The organism is Candidatus Marinimicrobia bacterium CG08_land_8_20_14_0_20_45_22, assembly GCA_002774355.1.
Lineage (GTDB): Bacteria > Fidelibacterota > UBA2242 > UBA2242 > UBA2242 > 0-14-0-20-45-22.
On record PEYN01000125.1, the window covers coordinates 18,748 to 39,699 of the forward strand.

Below are 20,952 nucleotides of genomic sequence, written 5' to 3' on the forward strand. Positions count from 1 at the left end.
CTGGTTGGGATAATATAAAAAAGTTTCGTATAAATTGTTCCAGATTTTATTTAGTATGTAACGATCAAAATATTTAGTAATCTGATATATTAATATTTATCCGACTGTGGAAAATATCACAAAATAACTCTTGTGACAATAGAAATAGATATTGTCTAATCAAAAAAAATACGGTATTTTTAGCGGTTTTCAAAAAGGAACGAGGTTTTGGTAAATGACGAAGAAAGAAAAGAAGATTAGTGGTGATTCAAATAGAGCGCTCAGTAAGTATCTTGAAGAAATCGGAAAGTTTTCACCGCTGACTCCTGAAAAAGAGATCGAATTAGCCCAACGTCTTCGCGGGGGTGATCGTGAAGCGTTAAAAATTCTGACTGAATGCAATCTTCGGTTTGTCGTCAGTGTTGCGAAAGATTATCAGGGGCAGGGACTTCCGCTGACCGATCTGATCAACGAAGGAAATCTTGGGCTGATTAAAGCCGCCGAACGCTTCGACGAAACGCGCGGTTTTAAATTTATCTCGTATGCGGTTTGGTGGATTCGTCAGTCCATTTTGCAAGCGTTAGCCGAACATTCGCGCATCGTGCGCCTACCACTCAACCGCGTCGGCACCATTAGCAAGATTACAAAAGAAGCCGAAATTCTCGAACAGCAATACGAGCGTGCGCCGCTTCAGGATGAAATTGCCGCTGGGCTCGAAATGCAATCTGAGGAAGTTTCCGACGCCATCAGGATTTCCCGCAAACATCAGTCATTGAATGATCCTTTCCGCGATGGCGAATCAAACGCACTGATCGACGTCATTGAGGACGATGTTCAGGCGCCGCCTTATCATATTTTGATGGATGAATCTCTGAAACAAGAAATCCGCGCTGCGCTGAATACTCTGAAAAAACGCGAGCGAGATGCTATCAAGATGTACTTTGGGATCGATCGCGAATATGCATTGACGCTCAATGAAATTGGCGAGGAATTTAATCTCACGAGAGAGCGCGTTCGACAGATCAAAGAGAATGCGATTCGGCGCCTCAGTCACAAATCCCGCAGTAAAAATTTAAAGTCATACTTAGGTTAAAAAATAGAAAGAAAACATGTTAGAAGTAACCGTATACAAAAATGAACCGTTTGAAAGGGCCCTTCGCCGCTTTAAGAAGAAATACGAAAAAGCGGGTGTTCTGAACGACATCAAGAAGAATCTCAACTACGAAAAGCCCAGTGTCGAAAAAAGAATGCGCAAGGCGAAATCGATCAAACGACTGCACCGGACATTTTTCCAAAGGGAGACCGGTCTCTAATCTCTGCACTGGTCGGATCGGATCGATTCGACATTGTCAATTAACATTCATCCTTATGTCTTCCGATGACGAGAAGCCACGAATTTTAATCCACCAGATAGATAATCCTTTTTACATAATTGTCCGCTCTAATTTACCAGAAAGGACGACGGTATGATCCAAATCAGTCAAATGGGAATGACTTTTGGCGAGAGGAAACTCTTTTCTGATGTCACATTCAATTTGGCGATGGGAAACTGTTACGGTGTCGTTGGCGCGAACGGTTCCGGTAAAAGTACATTCCTGAAAATCCTGACCGGCGAATTGACGCCGACCACTGGCGAGGTGCGCACTCCGTCATTGCTAAGACTTGGTTTTCTGAAGCAGAACCATTTTGAGTTCGAAAACGACCGGATTTTGGACGTTGTTTTGATGGGTAATCCACGACTCTGGAGCGTGCTGAAGGAAAAGGAACGGCTGATTCATCAAAAAATGCTGGATGAAAAGGATGGCTCACGGCTCGCCGAACTTGAAATGCTGATTTCCGATCTCGGCGGCTACGAAGCAGAAACGCAGGCGGCAACACTTTTAAACGGACTCGGCATTGAAAATTCTCAGATTACTGAGACGATGTCAACACTTTCCGGCGGTTATAAACTGCGCGTTCTGCTGGCGCAATGCCTTTTTGGTAAGCCGAACGTTTTGCTGTTTGACGAACCGAACAACCATTTGGATATTGTTTCTATTGCATGGCTGGGCGATTACTTAGTCGAGTATCCCGGCGTTGTTGTTGTTGTTTCGCATGATTACCACTTTTTGAATCAGATTTCGACCCACATTTTGGACATCGATTATGAGTCGATCAAAATGTATAAAGGGAACTACGTTCAATTTACTGAGGCTAAAGAACTCGAAATCCGTCAGCGTGAGCAGGAAATAGTTCGGCAGGAAAAGAAGCAAGAAGAGTTACAGGCATTTTATGAGCATTTCCGTGCGAAGGCGACAAAAGCGCGTCAGGCGATCAGCCGGAAAAAGCAGTTAGACCGCATGGAAGATGTCGTCATCGTCCGCTCGTCACGCATCTCGCCGGTCTTTCAGTTCGTTCAGAAGCGCCCGTCTGGCAAACAGGCGCTTATCGTGTCCGATTTGGACAAGAGTTTCGACGATAATCACGTCTTGAAAAACGTATCGTTCTACCTTGGGCGCGGCGATCGCATTGCCGTCATCGGCCCAAACGGAGTCGGGAAATCGACGTTAATCAAAATTCTCGGCGGTCATTTGAAACACGACTCAGGGTGCGTTGAATGGGGACACGAAGTCTCGATCGGCTACTTCGCGCAGAATCATAAAGAACTTATCCCATCGGGTACAAATCCGTACGAATGGCTTTATGGTTTTGCGCCGACGGAATTCGTCAGCAATATCCGCGGTATTCTCGGAAAAGCGCTATTCAGCGGAGATGACGTTTATAAGCGCAGTGAAACGCTCAGCGGCGGCGAATCCGCTCGGCTCATTTTTGCCCGCCTGATGCTGGAACAGAACAACGTTCTGCTTCTCGACGAACCGACGAACCACCTCGATCTGGAAGCGATTGAAGCACTCTGGCAGGCGCTGGTGAAATTTCCCGGCACCGTTGTATTTGTCAGCCACGACCGGCATTTCGTTGAGAAAACTGCCACAGCCATCCTCGAACTGAGACACGACGGTTTCTCTTTTTTCGAAGGCGACTACCACGATTTTCTCGGCAGGAAAGGAATCGATCATCTCGATCGGAATGTTGTTCCTACAACTAAAAATGCCACTGTCGTTGAAAAGATGGACATAAAAAGAGTCAAACCAAACATGCGGGAACGGCGGCAATTCACTAAAGAACTCTCGCGACTCGAAGGCAAGGCGGCAAAGCGCGAAGAAGATATTCTCTCCATCGAAAACGAAATTGCCGACATCGATAATCTATTTGCCGGATCGGAAATCTATTTGCCGGGAAGACAAGATGAATTTCAGTGCCTATTCAGCCGACAAAAGGAACTGAAATTTTGCGTTCACGAAGAAATGATTCTTTGGGAAGCCGACCAAAACCGTATTGCTGAACTCAATCAACTTATCGCTGAAATAGACAACAGTAAAACTTCCCAATAAATTTTCTCGAAGTCAAATCGTTGAAACATAACAATTCGTCATTGTACTGTTGTTGTTTTCGGGCTATATTTCAGACAAATAAAAAGGTGATATTTGGGAAGTAAAAAGTATAGTGTTCAGATTAATAACGGCGAACGGACGCTTTCCGCTCAAGCGGGTGGTTCACTTTTGTCTGTTCTGTTTAAGAACGGCATTCTCGTTCCATCCGCATGCGGAGGCAACGGGAGATGTGGTTTTTGTCGTGTCAAAATTACCGAAGGCGCGCCTGATTTTACCGACTCGGAGCGGTCGATTATTTCGGAAGCGGATCGACTCAATCATGTTCGGCTCTCCTGCCAAATTCGGATATTTTCCGACATAAAGATTGAACTTCCCACGTCGATGTTCAAAGCCAAACGTTTTACAGGGATTCTGGAAGGGAAATCGGTATTAACGTCTGAGATCGTTGGCTTAAGCATTCGGCTCGTAAATCCGGAGGAAATTACGTTTGTCTCCGGTCAATATATTCAACTGAGGTCACCAATGTATGACGGGCGCGAGATTTCAATCCGCGCTTACTCGATTGCTTCGCTGCCATCGGATAAAAATCATATCGAACTCAACATCCGGTTCGTCCCGAATGGCATTTGTTCCACGTGGGTTTTTCAGCATCTTCAGGTTGGGCAAAAGATTAACTTCACTGGTCCGTATGGCGATTTTCACCTGTCAGAATCAAACGCGCCGGCGATTTTTATCGCGGGTGGAAGCGGCATGGCGCCGTTTCATAGTATCCTGCGCGATATGGTAAAAAGGGATATCCGGCGGGATGTTACCTACTTCTTTGGAGCGAGAACGCAAACCGATTTGTTCTATTTGGACGAATTAAACCGTTTCCAGCGGGAAAATTCGTGGTTTCGGTTTATCCCTGCGTTGTCGAACGAACCGGAGAATTCGGACTGGAAAGGTGAGCGCGGGCTGATTACCGATGTCGTTGCGAGACATTTTCCGGATTGTTCGAAACATGAAGCCTTCCTCTGCGGCTCGCCGGGCATGATCGATTCCTGCCTAAAAGTTTTGGCGCAAGGCGGAATGCCGAAAGACAAAATCTACTATGACAAATTCGCTTAAAACGGTTCAGAGGCAAAACATGACAAATCCGATAAATGATGAATCAATGAAAAAAAATCTTCGTGCGTCGATTTTTTCAGCTGATGGATTTCTTGGTAATGATAACCGGTCGCCGGAAGAGATAATTGCCGCCGACGAGCAGGCGATGAAAGAGCGGGGAATAGAACTCAGGGAGTTGGTCAAACTGCTAAAGTCTGCTTATCAAATAGCCAGAGATGCATTAGGTGTCGAGGTTAATCTCCGTCCCGGTATTACAGCCGTTTTTTATGAATCGATGGGGCGGATTCCGTCGCCATTTCTCGGTGATGGTGTGTTTGAAAAAGGAGAAGTCGTGATCATCGAAACGCAAACCGGACTGCAACTGGTTCTGACACCGCTTGGCATTCACCTCATTGAAAAATATCACTTTTTCCAAGGAACCGGATGCCGCTACCGGATCGATCCAATCGTAGTGATAGAGTTGCTTGGGTAATTTTGTAGATTGAATTTATCAGGTTGAATGTGTTAATTAGGTAGGATTGGGTTTAGTGGGAATAGTTCAGTAAGCCTGTCCTTACAGAGGTTAACGAACCTAATCTACTTATTCTACATAATCAACTAATCAAATGAATCCAATCCGCCAAAGACATACAGACCTGATCTGACCGAATTCAACCGAATCCAAATTAATCTACCCATCCTACTTATTCAACTTCCGTCGCCGCATAGTTTTTCTTCCCATCTTACCGTCATTCTGTTAAATTCCCAGCCGATGAAGAATACATCCCTCAGTTTGGAATATGAACATCGCCTCTGGGAAAGTGGGATTCATCTCGTTGCGGGAATCGATGAGGCAGGGCGGGGACCATTTGCTGGGCCGGTTGTCGCCGCGGCGGTTGTATTCAACGAGCAGTCGGAGATTCTGGAAGGCATCAACGATTCCAAGAAATTGACGCCGAAAAAGCGTGAAAAACTCTACGATGTGATCCTGCATAACGCCAAAGCCATCGGCATCGGCATCGTCGAGTCAGAAGAGATCGACCGGATCAACATTCTTCAGGCGACTTACAAAGCCATGCGTCAAGCGGTTGGACGGCTGAAATTGAAGCCCGGCCATCTATTGATCGATGGCAGACCGATTCCGGATAAAATCTACCCAAGCACAGCGATTGTCGGCGGTGATGGGAAATGTTATTCCATCGCGGCGGCATCGATTGTCGCAAAAGTGTATCGGGACAGGTTAATGATGGAATTGGACTCGGTTTTCCCGCATTACGGATTTGCCAAGCATAAAGGTTACGGCACAGAAATGCATCGAAAGGCAATTGCGACATTCGGGCCATGTCCGATCCACCGGAAATCGTTTGGGGGCGTGAAAGAATTCGTTGTCTCGTCGGAACAGATGCGCGACACAAAGCAGGTTGGGAAATATGGCGAAGACCTCGCGGCATATTATCTCTATCGAAACGGATTTAAGATCATCGCGCGGAACGTTCATATCGGCGCTTACGGCGAGTTAGACATCATTGCGCAAAAAGGGGAAGACCTTTGTTTTGTCGAGGTAAAAACCGAACGGCATAGCGGCGGTTACGGGCCGCCGGAAACTTGGGTCGATGAGCGCAAGATGAAGCAGTTGACGCTGATCGCCGACGGCTGGCTGTCACAGCGACCGGAACTGGATTTGAACTGCCGGTTCGATGTGATCGGCGTGACGATACGCGGGAGTGAAAACAAGATAACGCACCTGCCGGACGCATTTAGGCCGGAGTGAGTTGTCGATTGAAAATTTAACATTCAGGAACGAAAAAAATTCAAATTGCAAATTGCAAATCTCAAATTTACTTTCAATAAATATATCCCAATATAACTCCTATTCAACCTAATCCAACTTAATCTACCTAATCAACTTTCCCCACAAACGTCTATTTCTTTTAATCAAATATTCAGTTAATTTCATACAATTATTTTTGTTGCATTGAAATGAATAGAGTTTGCAAAAAGGAAACGGAATATGTCCATTTTTAGCCGAACAAAGTCGCTGGAAAAACAGTGCGAGGAATTTCTGGATATTACGAACAAATCGACACAGATATTCTTGAAGGGTGTCGAAGCATACTTGGCCAATGAAAAGAAAGAATTTGAGGAGTCTCTGAGAAAAATCACTTTGCTGGAATCGAGCGGCGATTCACTGCGGCGCGACATCGAGGATCAAGTATATACCGAGACGCTGATCCCGGAATCGCGCGGCGACATGCTGGCGCTACTGGAAAACATTGACAACATCATTAATCAGGCCAAGCAGATTTTGATGGAATTCTCGGTCGAAATACCGCGTGTGCCCGAGCAATTTCACGCGGATTACATCAAATTATCCCAGCATAGCGCGAAGGCGGTCGATGAAGTAGTTATCTCCACCCACTCGTTTTTAGTCGATCCGCTAAATGTACGGCATTCATTGAATAAGGTTTATTTTTGGGAACATGAAGCCGACCGGCAATCCGAATCGCTGAAACGCAAAGTATTTAGAACGCCGGAACTGGAATTGAGTGAGAAATTCCATTTGCGCTATTTCGCGCTTCACATCGAACTGATGGCGGATAAAGCGGAAGACGTCGCCGACCGACTGGCGATTTACACAATTAAACGTTCGATTTGACGATGGGATAGATAGAATGAAAGTCAAAATTGCGACAGTATTTGAAAGCGATCCGAAGATCGAGAAGAAATGCAACGAATTCTTTGATATGGTCGCGCAGTCGGCGCTTGTCTGCCTACGCGGCGTACAATCTTATATTGAAAAAGATTTCACGGCTTTTGAAGCGTATGAGGAACAGATAAGAATCTATGAAGAAAGAGCGGATGAATTTCGGAGAGACGCCGAGAGTTATCTTTATACCGAAACGCTGATTCCTGAATCACGCGGCGATGTTCTTTCGCTCCTTGAGAATGCGGACAATATCATCGATCAGATTCGAATGATGATGCTGGCGTTTTCCATCGAACAGCCGGAAATTCCGACGATATTTCATGCCGATTTCATAAATCTGACTGCCAAGTGCGTCGAATCGGTCGATGAAGTAATTTTGGCGACGCGGATGTTTTTCACGAATCCATCAAAAGTGAAAGAAGTTCTTTCCATCGTTTATGTTCTTGAAAAGGAATCGGACAAACAGGCTGAATCGCTTAAACGCAAAGTGTACAGAGCAGACGGAATTTCGCCCAGTAACCAGATGCACCTTCGCTATTTCACAACGAATATCGATCTGATCGCAGATCGAGCGGAAGATCTCGCCGACAGGATCGGGATTTATGTCATCAAACGGATGTATTGATGAACGGGGAAACGATATGAGTGAAGGTTTTGAAGGAGTAACGATTCCGCGCTGGGAATGGAGAGTTTTTGGCAGATCGTTTCAGAAGCCCTCGGCGATCATCCAGCATCATCCGTGTCTCAGAGAACGGCAAAGTACAGATCTGTATATTCTGTCGGAATTTTCAACGGTGAATTGTAAAATCCGCGATTCGGTCCTCGATTTAAAAGTCCTGCTCAAAACAAGCAAGGATCGGCTGGAACAATGGGCTTCTCATCGGAAAATTTTATTTCCGATTTCCATAAATGACATCGGTGAATTGACCGAATTGCTGAGAATTCAGAAACTTCCGGCAAGAATGAACTACGATGAGGGGGAATTTATCCGGATACTTCGCCAATGCGCCAGATTGAATCTTGTCAAAATCCTGAAAAAACGGGTGGAATACCTTGTCAACGGCGTCAAGGTGGAAATTGCGGGATTGACTATCAATGCAGATAATTTCCAGACAATCGGCGTCGAACATGAAGCGCAGGATAAGGCGTGGAAGGTCATTCGTTTACTGGAAATCGACGGTTTCGAGAATATGAATTATGTTCACTTCCTCAAGACCGTATTTCTGAAGAAACAGGGACAGGTAGCATGAGCAAAGAGATCGAGCGTAAATTTCTCGTGGTGTCCGATGAATACAGATATAATAGTATCGTCGATAGATATATTCAAGGTTATCTGTGCAGTTTACCGGAACGGATCGTGCGGATGAGAATCATTGGCGAACGCGCTTTCCTGACAATTAAGGGAAAAATGGTTGGCTTATCTCGCGATGAGTATGAGTATCAAATTCCATTGAATGACGCCCGGGAAATATTGGACAGACTTTGTGAAAAGCCACTCATCGAAAAAGATCGTTACGCCGTAACTGTTGGCGGTTTGGTTTGGATCGTGGATGAATTTCATGGCGAGAATGAAGGATTGACGGTTGCCGAATTGGAATTGAAGGATGAAACTCAATCGTTTGCGAGACCGGACTGGATCGGTCGTGAAGTGACGGGCGTTCCGAGATATTTTAATTCCAATTTAACAGATTATCCGTTCAGTCGTTGGAGTGAAAATGAAAAATAATATTCACCGGTTTTCGGTTCTGATTGTTATACTCGGATTTCTCCTTTGTTCGACCGCAATTAGCGAAAAGGAACCGGAGAAACCGATATTCATTACCGATTATACCGAAACTATCGATATCGGCAACGATGGAACAGCTAATGTCGTCGTGGATGTTCAATTTAACCGACCATACAAGTCGTCGCTTTATATTCCTTTGCTTTTCCGGCATGTGGATCTGGTAACAATTACACCGGATACAACGGAAAAAGAGAATGTCAACCGGATTGTTTCGGAAGGCGGCATAAAATATATCCGGATCGATAAAGCCAAATCTGCGCAGGAATGTCAGGATATCAAGGTACGGTTTAATGTTCCAAAGTATTACAATTTATCACGCCGACTGAAGGAACTGAATCACTATCCGTTAACGCAACGCTTCATCAACAGTTCGCAGGTTAAAATCAGGAAATATCGTTTACAGATTATTCTACCAGAAGGATTTATCGTTCATAAAATCGTCGAAACGACACCTAAATATATCGATATGAAACTGAAAATTCCCGCCTACGAAGTTCAGAATTTCTACGATCGTTCTTCGGTCGTTCTCAATGCGATTGACCTTCAAACCGGCGATTGGGCGAGTCTGGAGATCATTTTTAACAAAACGACGCAGTTCCGGTTATTCATGACCGGTATTGTAATTTCGTTGTTAATCTGTTTTCTGCTTATTTACGATATTGTCTGGCTCCGGCATCGTCGTGAAAAGGACGCGAAAGTGTCGGAAAGTGATAAACACATGAAAGATGGAGAAATAGTATGATAGTTGCCCTAATTTTTCTGTCTTCCGGTCTCTTTTTTGGATGGTCGCTTGGCGCGAACGACGCTTCGCATATCTGGGGAACGGCGGTTGCCACGAAGATGGTTCGTTTCAAGATCGCCGCTCTACTTGCATCGGTTTTCATAATACTGGGAGCGGTGATTTCCGGGAGCGGCGCGACCCACACACTGACGCAGTTGGGCTCGATCAACCAGATCGCCGGCGCGTTTACGGTTGCTCTATCCGCCGGATTTTCCGTTTTCTGGATGACGCGTCTGAAACTGCCGGTTAGCACATCGCAGGCAATCGTCGGCTCCATCGTCGGATGGAATATATTTGCCGGGATGCTGACCGATTACGGCGCGCTGACGCAGATTATTTCGTCGTGGATGTCGAGTCTGTTTCTATCGGGACTCTTCTCGTTTATAATTTACAAGATTGTTAAATCGGTCGTGCCGGTGATCCGGATTTCCATTTTCCGGTTAGACATGTACACGCGGATCGGATTGATCGTCATCGGTTCATTCGGTTCATACGCGCTGGGCGCGAACAATATCGCCAACGTAATGGGAATTTTCATTCCAATCTCGCCGTTCAAGTCGTTCAACCTGGGATTTATTCATATCTCTGGTATTGAGCAATTGTTTTTACTGGGCGGACTCGCGATTGCAGTTGGTGTTTACACATACTCTCACCGTGTCATGGTGACCGTCGGAAAAAATGTCATCAAGATGTCCGCGCAGGCGGCGCTGGTCGTGATTCTGGCCGAATCGCTGGTTCTATTTCTGTTCTCGTCTTCTTCTTTGCATAACTGGTTGGTCGGACATGGGCTACCGGCGATTCCCCTTGTGCCGGTTTCCAGTTCGCAGTTGGTCATCGGCGCGGTCGTCGGCATCGGAATCGCTAATCGCGATCGGAACATCAAACTGAAGGTTCTCGGAAAAATTGTGATGGGCTGGGTGACGACGCCGGTCATGGCCGCGGTGATCACGTATATCTTGCTATTTTTCATTCAAAATGTCTTTGACAAACCTGTTTATGTTAAAGTCGGGTATGAGATCACGCCCGCCGTCGTTGATCGTTTAAAGGAGAGCGGCGTAAAGATTCAGAGGGAAGATTTCGAGGTATTCTATCCGAATGCCCGCACGTTCGACCGTGCGCTGAAGACAGCAAATATACCAAGTATAGATTTTGCTAAGATATTTCAGATAGCCGAGGTAAATGTTATCACGATCCAGAACGTTCCGCGATTCGCCAAGCGTGTTGGCGCATGGTTCACATCGAGAGAATTGCAGTCGATCCAACGGATCGAAGGGCAGACGTTCCGGCACAAATGGGAACTTTCCGACGCGCTGGAAAGACAAAGCACATCCTGGAAAATTTATCGCGGTCTCTCTGCCGACTGTCAGACGCGAATTGCGGAAAAAATCGAATATCTGGCTACCCAATTCCGGGTGAACTATTAAGTAAATCCATTCGCTGGTTTCGGATTTGTCCATCTATGGCGGATTTCAACCAATGGAACATCAGTTTCAAACATTGTAAAGAAAATGGCGCTGATGAGATGATTCTGAAAATATTTTTAAATGCCTATTGACAATCTCTTAATCATGATATATTGGAATTAGGAATGTTTGAAATTGAAAGAGGATTGAATGAAGAAAAGGAAAAAAGGAGAAGAGTAACATTGAAGCGGGATATAGCCTTGCAGGAGGAGATGACTACCATGGAAAAAGGCTTAAAGATGCGGAGTGTTTATTTTTGGAAGGGGACGCAGTCTCAAGAGAGTGAAAAGGGTTGTGTAAAGAGAAGCGATAAAGTCATTTTGAATACGACAAAGGAACCCCATATTCAAATTAACAAATTCGTGATGAACCAAGTTATGAAAAGGTTGTTTTTGTATTTTTTGATATTTGCACAAATAATAATCATAAATGCTACTACTTACATCGTAGATGATGACGGGCCAGCGGATTTTACAACCATACAGAGTGCAATTGATAGCGCGAGCAGTGGTGATACTGTATTTGTCAAAGCAGGAACATACAGAGAAGTTCTCATAATAGACAAAAATATTTCATTATTGGGTGAAGGATCTGACAGCACTATTATTTTAGCGGAAAAGAATAATGTAGCAGTTAGTATCTTGGGAGATGGTATAATAAAAGGATTTACAATAACAAGTGAAGATAGTCTTAAGAATGACGGTATTTTAATTAACGTAAGATATAAAATAGAAATAGCATGTAATCAAATTAAAAAATTTAAAAATGGAATATCTATACCTGATTCTCCCATTTGGGGAAGTAGGTATTATTTAAGTCATTGCACCCATGATACCTGTTACATCAAAATATTTGGGAATATAATTACAAACAATAAAAATGGTATTTACCTTGACGGTAATTATTTGACAGGAGTAACATTTGAAGATACGGTAACCTATGATGCTGTTGAAAATTGGTGGGGAACGGTCGATGAATTGGAAATAAAGAAAGGAATATTTGATTGGGAACCGCGCATAGTAGATTTTAAGAATTGGCTGCTTGAAGAAGTGAAAAACCCTATCGGAGCACAATATAATGGCATTCATCAAAATAATATTTATGGTAATAGTGAATGGAATATTTATGTCGTGCATGATCCAACCGGTGTTAAAGATAAAGATTTAACTTCCCCGTCAAATTTTAAACTGTATCAAAACCATCCAAATCCGTTTAACTCTGTGACAACCATCCGTTACGTTCTTGAACATAGTGGAGAAGTGTATTTGACAATTTATAATGTTCTGGGGCAGCGGATTCGAACCGTGTCATACGATATAAGAACAATCGGTGTTCATGAAACAGAATGGGATGGAAAAAACGATGAAGGAAAGCCAGTTCCATCTGGAGTGTATTTCTATATCCTGAATGTGCATTCACACAGTGAGCAAGTATCTTCTCAAATAAATAGGATGCTTCTTCTACGCTGAAGTTATTAAGGACGGTTGATGATACAATAGTCATGAATAATAGATTTAATCAAAAAAATCCTGGAGATAATAATGCACTTCTCTAATTTAAACAAAACGAACTTAATTTTTACCATTCTCTTTTTTTTCTTTATAATTCAATGTTTTAGTATTGAAGCACACGCTGGCACAAAAACCATTAGATTAAGTTACAATAAGAATGATATTAAATTTTCTAAGCAGAGTGATTTTGACATCATTTCTTTACCTGAATTTGGATTTATTCAAGATTCTCTAAAAGTTGGCGAGCCGATGATGCCGGTAAAAACCATTCGGGTTTTACTTCCATCGGGAACAGAAGTTACAAATGTTAAAATTATTTCAACAAAGGAAAAACAATTAGAGGGGAAATATTACATATACCCGATTCAATATCCTGTTATTAACGGTGAACAGCCGGAGAGAAAGTTTGTTGAGCCTAAAAAAGAGATATATACATCGAATGAAAATTATCCTGGCATATTAGCAGAATTTCAATCTGAAAATTACTTCAGGGAATATTATATTGCAGAGATATTGGTATATCCGCTACAATATAAACCCTCAAAAAGAGAACTCACGTTATATACAGAAATAAGTTTTGAAATAGAGTATATTGCGTCTGCAAAATATCAATTAATTCCACGGTTACGGCAAAATGAAAAGAAGTAGAATGAAATTAAAGAAAAACTAAAGCTTCTTATTATTAATCCGGAAGATATTTCATTAAATGATGATTTGTCAAAACCCACACCAAATCAAAAAGTTGTAGCAAAAACATTATCAATAACTTCTTCTCCTTCCGCTACGGAAGGGCAAGATGTTGAATATATCATAATCACCAATGATGCTTTGGATAGTTCTTTTCAAAGGTTGGCAGATTGGAAAACAAAAAAAGGAATAGTTGCAACAATCAAAACAGTATCCTGGATATCTGAAAATTATTCAGGTTGCGATACACAGGAGAAAATTCGTCATTTCATCCAAGATGCATATTCAAACTGGACTACTGATTATGTATTGCTTGGCGGTGATGTAGACATAATACCTGGACGTATAGTTAATAATCAAGATTATAATCCAATCACTGACCTATATTACTCCGGTCTCAATGGTAATTGGAATTCAAATGGTGATGATAAATTTGGCGATGGTGCCGATTATTATGCAGATCTTTGGGTAGGTAGAGCACCCGTGCATAATACCAATGAAGCGAACTTGTTTGTTGATAAGGTTTTTACTTATGAAAGAAATTCATTGGCACCAGGTCTCCCTTCAACAGCGTATCTAACCAAAATGTTATCTATGGGAGGTGTTGTACATTTTATGGGATGGAATTGGTATTGTGGAATCTATGCAAAAGAAAAAGTAAACAGTTATGCTGTTCCTACTTCGCTTACTAATTGGAGAATGTATGAATATGAATCAAACTATGGAGGTTATTATTCGTATGATCAAATTCTTACGAGAGAAAATGCAATAAATAGAATGAATGAAGGTTATTCTATTATTAATCATATTGACCATTCAAGTCATAGTGAGATGGCAATGGGATCTAAAACAAGTGGAGGCAATTTAAGTATTTATGATGTCGATAATTTAACAAATGGTAATAAGTATTCAGTCGTTTATAGTGCAGGTTGCTCACCAAGCGCATTTGATTATGATTGTATTGGTGAACATTTTGTTTTAAAGAATAACGGCGGAGCAGTTGCGTTTGTAGGACCATCAAGGTCAGTTAATACTTGGGATGGCAATAATCATGATTATGAATTTTTTGAATCCTTGTTTATTAATGATAACTATCATATAGGTCAAACACTTGCAATGACTTGGTATTCGAATCACACTGCGAGTAGGTATAATTTACTCGGTGATCCGGAAATGCCAATCTGGACAGCCGCCCCATCAATTCTTTCTGTTACTCACCCAACTTCAGTTCAAAACGGTACTAATAATTTCACAGTAACCATTAATAACTTACCTACTGGCAAGAATGCAGTCGTTTGTCTGCAGAAGGGTGAAGAGGACTATGCAGTACAAACTGTTACAGCAACAGGCGGTGCTGTCAATGCAGATTTTATCATTACTCCGAATACAACGGGTAACCTGAATGTTACCGTGACCGCTCACAATTTCATTCCATACGAAGCAACGGTTCCAGTTACGCAAACAAGCTCTGCCAATTTATATGTGGATAGCTACACAATTGATGACGATGCGTCCGGAGAAAGTGTGGGAAATGGAGATGGAATTATTGATGCAGGTGAAACAATTGAGCTTCCAGTTACATTGAAAAACAGCGGCTCTTTAGCCGCAAACGCAGTTACGGCAACAATAGCCGCATATTTAAGAGGCACATCAACTCCTCATCCATATATCACGATAACTGATGCGTCGGAAAGCTTTGGAAATATTTCTGCCGGCGGCTCTGCAAGCTGTTCTGATGACTTTGGATTTACAGTGTCGACAAACTGTCCCAATGAGGAAGTTGTGGAGTTCAAATTAACCATAACCGATGCAGCAAGCCATACCTGGTCGGAAACATTTTATCTTCAAGTTGGTACACCGGATGTTCAGCACACGGCTCATACAGTCAATGGAAATTTACAAGCTGGGGCTACAGTTGGTTTAGTTGTTGAACTTTCAAATTTCGGTAATAGTGTTGCAAAGGGAATTACAGCAATGTTAAGCTCATCAGATCCATATATCGAATCTATTACAGATAATTCCGAACAATTTGGCGATATTGATCCAAATAGTTCAAAAAATTCTCAAGAAGACTTTAATTTTAAAATCAGTCCCTCTTATCCTGGCCTACCAGAAGAATTAGATTTTACACTAACAATTCAAGATGAATATGGAAAAGTGTGGACACACAATTTTGAACTTACGAAACCAAGCATTCCAACAATTTTGGATTTTGTTGGTTATGAAACAGCAATTGATGTCATCTGGGGACCGAATACGGATTCCGATTTAAAGGGTTATAACGTATATCGTTCAGATGATACATCAGGTACTTATGAAAAAGTAAATAATCGATTGATTGAGGGAACTTCATATTTTCAGGATACCGGTTTACAGATTGAAAAAATCTATTATTATAAAGTTACCGCGGTAGATAAATCTGCTAATGAGAGCAATATGTCAGATTATTTAAAGACATGGACAACCATCAAATATATTAGTGGCTGGCCAATTAAAATTAATGGTAGAGTAGTGTGCTCTTCTCCTACTTTATTTGATGTTGACAATGATGGAGATATGGAGATATTTATCGCGGATGAAGCTGGTTATGTATATGCATGGCATCATAATGGTGATGAACTTTATAATATTGATAATAATCCAACAACCGTTAGTGGATTTGCTTATGAGAGCGGCGCTAATTTTTACGGAACTCCAGCGATAGGAGACCTGGATGGTGATGGTGTATTTGAAATAGTTATTGCATCAGCTGGTAATAACAACTTGTATTGCTGGCATATCAATGATGGTAATAGTGATGGAAAACCCGATGAATATTGGAACGTTGATCTTGGATATATTAGTATAGGATCACCAACACTTGGAGATATAGATGGTGATGGTAAACTGGAAGTTGTTATACATTCTTGTGATGGACACGTACATATTAGAAATCACGACGGTACTGCATTTGGAAGTGAGCCCTGGGCAGATATAGGTGGTAGTAGGTGGGCTTTTTGTACTCCAGCACTTGCCGATTTGAATAGTGATGGATATTTAGAAGTCATTATTGGTGGTAATGATGGATATATTCACGTTTTGGACTATAATGGAAATGATTATCCAGGCTGGCCAAAATATATTGATCGCAACAACTTAGCTTCCTCACCAGCGATTGGTGATATAGATAAAGATGGACAACTTGAAATAGTTATGCTCGCGGCTGATTTTGGATATCAAAACGATTCACATAAAGTATTTCCAAACACTACTATCATTTATGTCCTAAATAGTGATGGTACAGAGGAAAGTGGTTGGGTCGGTGGAATAACCATTTCTGATATCAATAGTGAAGTAATGCCTTCACCCGCATTAGGTAATTTAGATTCAGATGAAGAATTAGAGATTGTAGTAGGGATAAAAACAACAGTTGAAGCGTGGAATCATGATGGTACTGTTGTACCTGGCTGGCCAATAACTGGGTTTAAAGGGAGTACATCAAGTCCGATGATAGCTGATATTGATGGCCAAGCGGGTAATGAAATCATTATTGGTTCTGATGACGGAAACCTTTATGCATGGCATTGTAATGGTACTCCTGTTGACGGTTGGCCCTGTAGAACAGGTGATATGATTGAATCCTCGCCTGCTATTGAAGATATTGACGGTGATGGAGATTATGAGGTTGTTGTAGGTTCTTTAGACAGTCATATTTATCTTTGGGATACAAAAGGGAAATTTCAAAAAGATTGGGCTATGTTTCATCATGATGCAAGAAATGCCGGAGTATATGAAAATTGGTTTGGGAAAATGTACATATTCAACGATATTACTATTCCATCAGGTATAACATTAACAATAGAGCCCGGCGCAAAAATCTATTTCAATAACGGGAAGAAACTGAAAGTTAACGGCACATTACATGCCCAGGGAACACCAGATAATCATGTCGTTTTCACATCCAGCGCCAGTTCGCCTTCTCCCGGCTCATGGTATGGCATCCGGTTTGAAAATTCCAGTAGTGATGTCAATTGTATCATAAAATATTGTGACATTGAATATGCTGACTATGGAATTTATTGCTTATCGGCATCTCCAAAAATATATAACAATACCATTTCTAACAATAATTATGGTGTATTTTTAGATGGTGGATCTGCTCAAATTGAGAGTAATTATATTATTGAAAATAATATTGGAATAGCCGGTGAGTATACATTTGCCAGTTTTAACAACAATGTGATCAGAGATAATATCTCATCCGGTATCTTTATTGGATTCGGTGGTTATCCTGTTTTTTATAATAACAGCATCACAGACAACGGTGGTAATGGTGCTTATTTTCATTTCTATTGTAGCCCAAGATTCGGGCCGACTTCCGGCTCCACCAAAGGTAATAATATAATCGCATTCAATGCAAGCAATGGAATTAACGCTTATTATTATTGTTATCCGTTCCTGGGAAGCACGGATTCCTATAATCAAAGAATCGGAGGATATAATAGTATCTATGCAAATAACGATTACAATGCCTATGCCAATGGTGAGGTTACTATGGAAGCCGAACATAACTGGTGGGATAATCTTTTTAGCTTCTATGGATATAACGGCTCATCTATCGACTATACACCTTATCTGGCAGATGATCCGGGTGGTGGATCGTCTTTGGCAAAAAGCACAGTTTTATTTTCCGGGAGTAGCAATGGGGATAATGAAGATTATAAATCTGCCGGCTTTAATCCTAAAAAGCCTAATCCTAATCGCCTCTCTGATCTATGGCTTTGGGGACATGATCTCTTTATCAATGATAAGGTTAACGATGCTATAGAAGTTTATAAAATACTGATTAATAAATTTCCTGATACTAAGGAGGCTAAAAAGGTGCTTGTAAAAATCTGTCAGCTTTCCTGGAGCATTGAGCAAGATAATATCAAGAATTATCTTGACCTACTTATAAATAATAAAGAAGTAAACTATAGCCTGAGGAACGTGGCTTATGAATTACTTGTTTTAGATTGTTTAAGTAAAAAGAGAGTCGATGTAGGCATTGAATATTGCCAAACTATTCTCAGACTTTACCCCGATACTAAAAGCGAGAAGTTTGCACTTTATCAAATGTTCAAGATTTATTTAAATGATTTAAAAGATACCGTAAGTGCCAGCTTATATCTCAATGAACTAAAGCGTAAATATAACAATGACCCTTTAACATTGATGGCCAGTGAAGCGAATGGAGAAAAAGCTAACTGGTTGTTGGAAAAGCGCACTTATGAACCTAATGCAAAGTCATTAAAAATATTATTACCTGAGAAATTCGCCCTCCGAAACAACTATCCCAATCCCTTCAACCCGCGAACGACGATTGCCTTCGACCTACCGGAAGAGTCTCACGTAACGCTGACGATTTATGACATCATGGGTCGTGAAATCGTCAGGCTGTTAGATGAGAATCAACCAGCCGGATTTCGCCATGTCGTCTGGGATGGTAAGGACAAGTCCGGGCAGACAGTATCCAGCGGGATTTACCTCTATACTCTTAAGAACTCGGCGGGATTCAGCGAGACAAAGAAAATGGCGCTGATGAGGTGAATCTGAAGATATTTTTAAAGGCTTGTTGACAAATAGCAGATTTTAATATATATTGAAATTAGTAGTAAATGAATGATTACAATGAAAAAAGACTTGAAGAAGCGGAGTGATTCTCGTGTAGGAGAGGTGCATTTATACAACACACCATCTTCTTAATGGACAGATTTGAAAAACCGCTTAAATGGTAAAATATATACTAAGATGAAAATGAACAGACAATATATGGAGGCAGATATGCAACTGAACATTCCAATAAATCCCCGCGCCTTCCATCGCTCGGTGTGCGACTTCGCGATTTCGGCGCGGGGTGATGCGTCCCGACTTTTTCGGGAAAACAACGTGGTTGAAATTATCTAAAAATGAGTGTACTTTCAACCATGAAGATAATGAAAAAAAGGAAATACGATGCCCTCTAATAACCTGAAAGCAAAAAAATCAATGTCAACCATCTTACTGCTAGTCATCGTCTTCTGTGCAACGTCCTGCAGGGAATGTCCGACCGAACCGGATAACGACATCTATCTCGCGGTGGAAGACATATTCTGCACGTCGATAACACTCAAGGTTACCCTGCCGGATTCCGATAATGAGAATCAGTTTGCGCTGGAACGCAACGATTCGACGATTCTTACTCTGACCTGCTACGATGACGACACCCTGATCACCGATGAAGACCTGACGCCCGATACCGACTATACCTATCGTGTTCGCTTCCTGAAAGACGGCAAGACCAAGGCCGAATCCGATCCCATCACGGTACATACAATGGACACTACCAGCCATTACTTTGTATGGGAGATTGACACACTAGGTCTCTATGGCAGTTACCTAAACGATGTCTGGATTGTCAATGAGAATGATGTCTGGGTAGTTGGAAATATTGAGACCGATAGTGGAACTTTCAATGCCGCGAGATGGGACGGAAAAAAATGGGAACCTTTAAAAGTACTATCTGGCTATACTCCTAACTATGGTATTTTATATTTTTCTGAAAAAGACATTTGGGTTACTTCTGGATTACCCCAACATTGGGATGGTAAAATATGGACTTTATTTCATCTTTGGAATATGGGAATTCTTGGTAATAATGATGGCGGCGTAGAACACATTTGGGCTTCATCCCCCACGGATATCTACTTTGTTGGCAGAAAAGGTTCCATCGTCCACTACGACGGCTCGACTTTTACAAAGATTGAGAGTGGAACAGATGTGGATTTACTGGATATATGGGGTTTAAACAGTCAGTCAATTTGGGCAGTGGGAGAAGACAATGGTTATTTTCAAAGTGTACTTCTTTATTTTAACGGAACTACTTGGGAGCAGATATATTATGACAATGCGTCTGTTAAAAAAAACAATAGGAGTCTCTATGGACACTTTCGCACTGTCTGGGTGTGGGATGATGATATCTACCTTGGAGGTTCTGCTGGAATATGGCATAAAACGATCAATTATTCAGACTGGGACTTAACGCGTGACATCGATATTATATCGTCTGGTATTTTTGAAAGAAAGATCAGGGGTAATCAAAACAATGATATCATACTAGTCGGCAATAATAAGACTGTAGTTCATTATAATGGGGTAAACTGGAAAATCGTTATGGAAAGATCTGCATATAATGATTTACTTTCGATAGATATTAAAAATGATATCATAATAGCAGTGGGGAATACGTTGGGATTAAACGGACTTGTATTGCGTGGTCATCGATAAAAATAGTTTGCGAATACTATGAAGAAAAAAAATATTTATATCCTATTAATAATCTCAACCTTTATTACGATAAATAGTACATCAGCAGCAAATGATAACAATGATTATAAAGAGTGGATTAATTTAGGAGTAGGGTTCTGGTGAGCTTTACCCCAAAAACTGGAGAGGTAGCATAAGTGATAAAAATGTGTAACTTTTCAGTAGAAAGGGGTAGCGAAAATGAAGCGAAAATTCAGC

General features: G+C 41.6%; 15 protein-coding genes and 1 pseudogene. All 16 read left to right on the forward strand.

The window, feature by feature from the left end:
- Positions 1–214: 214 nt before the first annotated feature.
- Positions 215–1,072, forward strand: a complete 858-nt coding sequence (locus tag COT43_07385; GenBank protein PIS28041.1) for an RNA polymerase subunit sigma — start codon at positions 215–217, stop codon at positions 1,070–1,072.
- Between the two features lie 16 nt (positions 1,073–1,088).
- On the forward strand, positions 1,089–1,292 hold the full coding sequence (gene rpsU / locus COT43_07390) for a 30S ribosomal protein S21 (protein PIS28042.1): 204 nt from the start codon (positions 1,089–1,091) through the stop codon (positions 1,290–1,292).
- 153 nt (positions 1,293–1,445) lie between these two features.
- Complete coding sequence (locus COT43_07395) at positions 1,446–3,410, forward strand: ABC-F family ATPase (GenBank protein ID PIS28043.1); 1,965 nt, start codon at positions 1,446–1,448, stop codon at positions 3,408–3,410.
- 93 nt (positions 3,411–3,503) lie between these two features.
- Entirely contained in the window at positions 3,504–4,517 is a 1,014-nt protein-coding gene (locus COT43_07400) for an oxidoreductase (GenBank protein PIS28044.1), read from the forward strand.
- Positions 4,501–4,989 carry a hypothetical protein gene (locus tag COT43_07405; protein ID PIS28045.1) on the forward strand — a complete coding sequence of 163 codons (489 nt, stop codon included), beginning with the start codon at positions 4,501–4,503 and terminating at the stop codon, positions 4,987–4,989. The genes COT43_07400 and COT43_07405 overlap by 17 nt, the downstream gene beginning before the upstream one ends.
- A gap of 279 nt (positions 4,990–5,268) precedes the next feature.
- A pseudogene (locus tag COT43_07410) lies at positions 5,269–5,862 on the forward strand (ribonuclease HII).
- 645 nt (positions 5,863–6,507) lie between these two features.
- Positions 6,508–7,152: a DUF47 domain-containing protein gene (locus COT43_07415; protein PIS28046.1), complete on the forward strand. Its 645-nt coding sequence runs from the start codon at positions 6,508–6,510 to the stop codon at positions 7,150–7,152.
- Between the two features lie 16 nt (positions 7,153–7,168).
- Positions 7,169–7,828, forward strand: coding sequence for a DUF47 domain-containing protein (locus COT43_07420; GenBank protein ID PIS28047.1), 660 nt, complete (start codon positions 7,169–7,171; stop codon positions 7,826–7,828).
- Entirely contained in the window at positions 7,806–8,453 is a 648-nt protein-coding gene (locus COT43_07425) for a hypothetical protein (GenBank protein ID PIS28048.1), read from the forward strand. Before COT43_07420 ends, COT43_07425 begins: the two co-directional genes overlap by 23 nt.
- On the forward strand, positions 8,450–8,929 hold the full coding sequence (locus COT43_07430; GenBank protein PIS28049.1) for an adenylate cyclase: 480 nt from the start codon (positions 8,450–8,452) through the stop codon (positions 8,927–8,929). Before COT43_07425 ends, COT43_07430 begins: the two co-directional genes overlap by 4 nt.
- Positions 8,919–9,731, forward strand: coding sequence for a hypothetical protein (locus COT43_07435; GenBank protein PIS28050.1), 813 nt, complete (start codon positions 8,919–8,921; stop codon positions 9,729–9,731). The genes COT43_07430 and COT43_07435 overlap by 11 nt, the downstream gene beginning before the upstream one ends.
- Positions 9,728–11,194, forward strand: a complete 1,467-nt coding sequence (locus COT43_07440; protein ID PIS28051.1) for an inorganic phosphate transporter — start codon at positions 9,728–9,730, stop codon at positions 11,192–11,194. The genes COT43_07435 and COT43_07440 overlap by 4 nt, the downstream gene beginning before the upstream one ends.
- A gap of 164 nt (positions 11,195–11,358) precedes the next feature.
- Positions 11,359–12,702 (forward strand): hypothetical protein, encoded by a 1,344-nt coding sequence (locus COT43_07445; protein ID PIS28052.1) that lies wholly within the window; start codon positions 11,359–11,361, stop codon positions 12,700–12,702.
- 72 nt (positions 12,703–12,774) lie between these two features.
- The gene (locus COT43_07450) at positions 12,775–13,392 is read left to right on the forward strand and encodes a hypothetical protein (protein ID PIS28053.1); all 618 of its coding nucleotides are present in this window, start codon (positions 12,775–12,777) and stop codon (positions 13,390–13,392) included.
- A gap of 66 nt (positions 13,393–13,458) precedes the next feature.
- The gene (locus COT43_07455) at positions 13,459–18,999 is read left to right on the forward strand and encodes a hypothetical protein (GenBank protein PIS28054.1); all 5,541 of its coding nucleotides are present in this window, start codon (positions 13,459–13,461) and stop codon (positions 18,997–18,999) included.
- 405 nt (positions 19,000–19,404) lie between these two features.
- Complete coding sequence (locus COT43_07460; GenBank protein PIS28055.1) at positions 19,405–20,715, forward strand: hypothetical protein; 1,311 nt, start codon at positions 19,405–19,407, stop codon at positions 20,713–20,715.
- Positions 20,716–20,952: the final 237 nt, after the last annotated feature.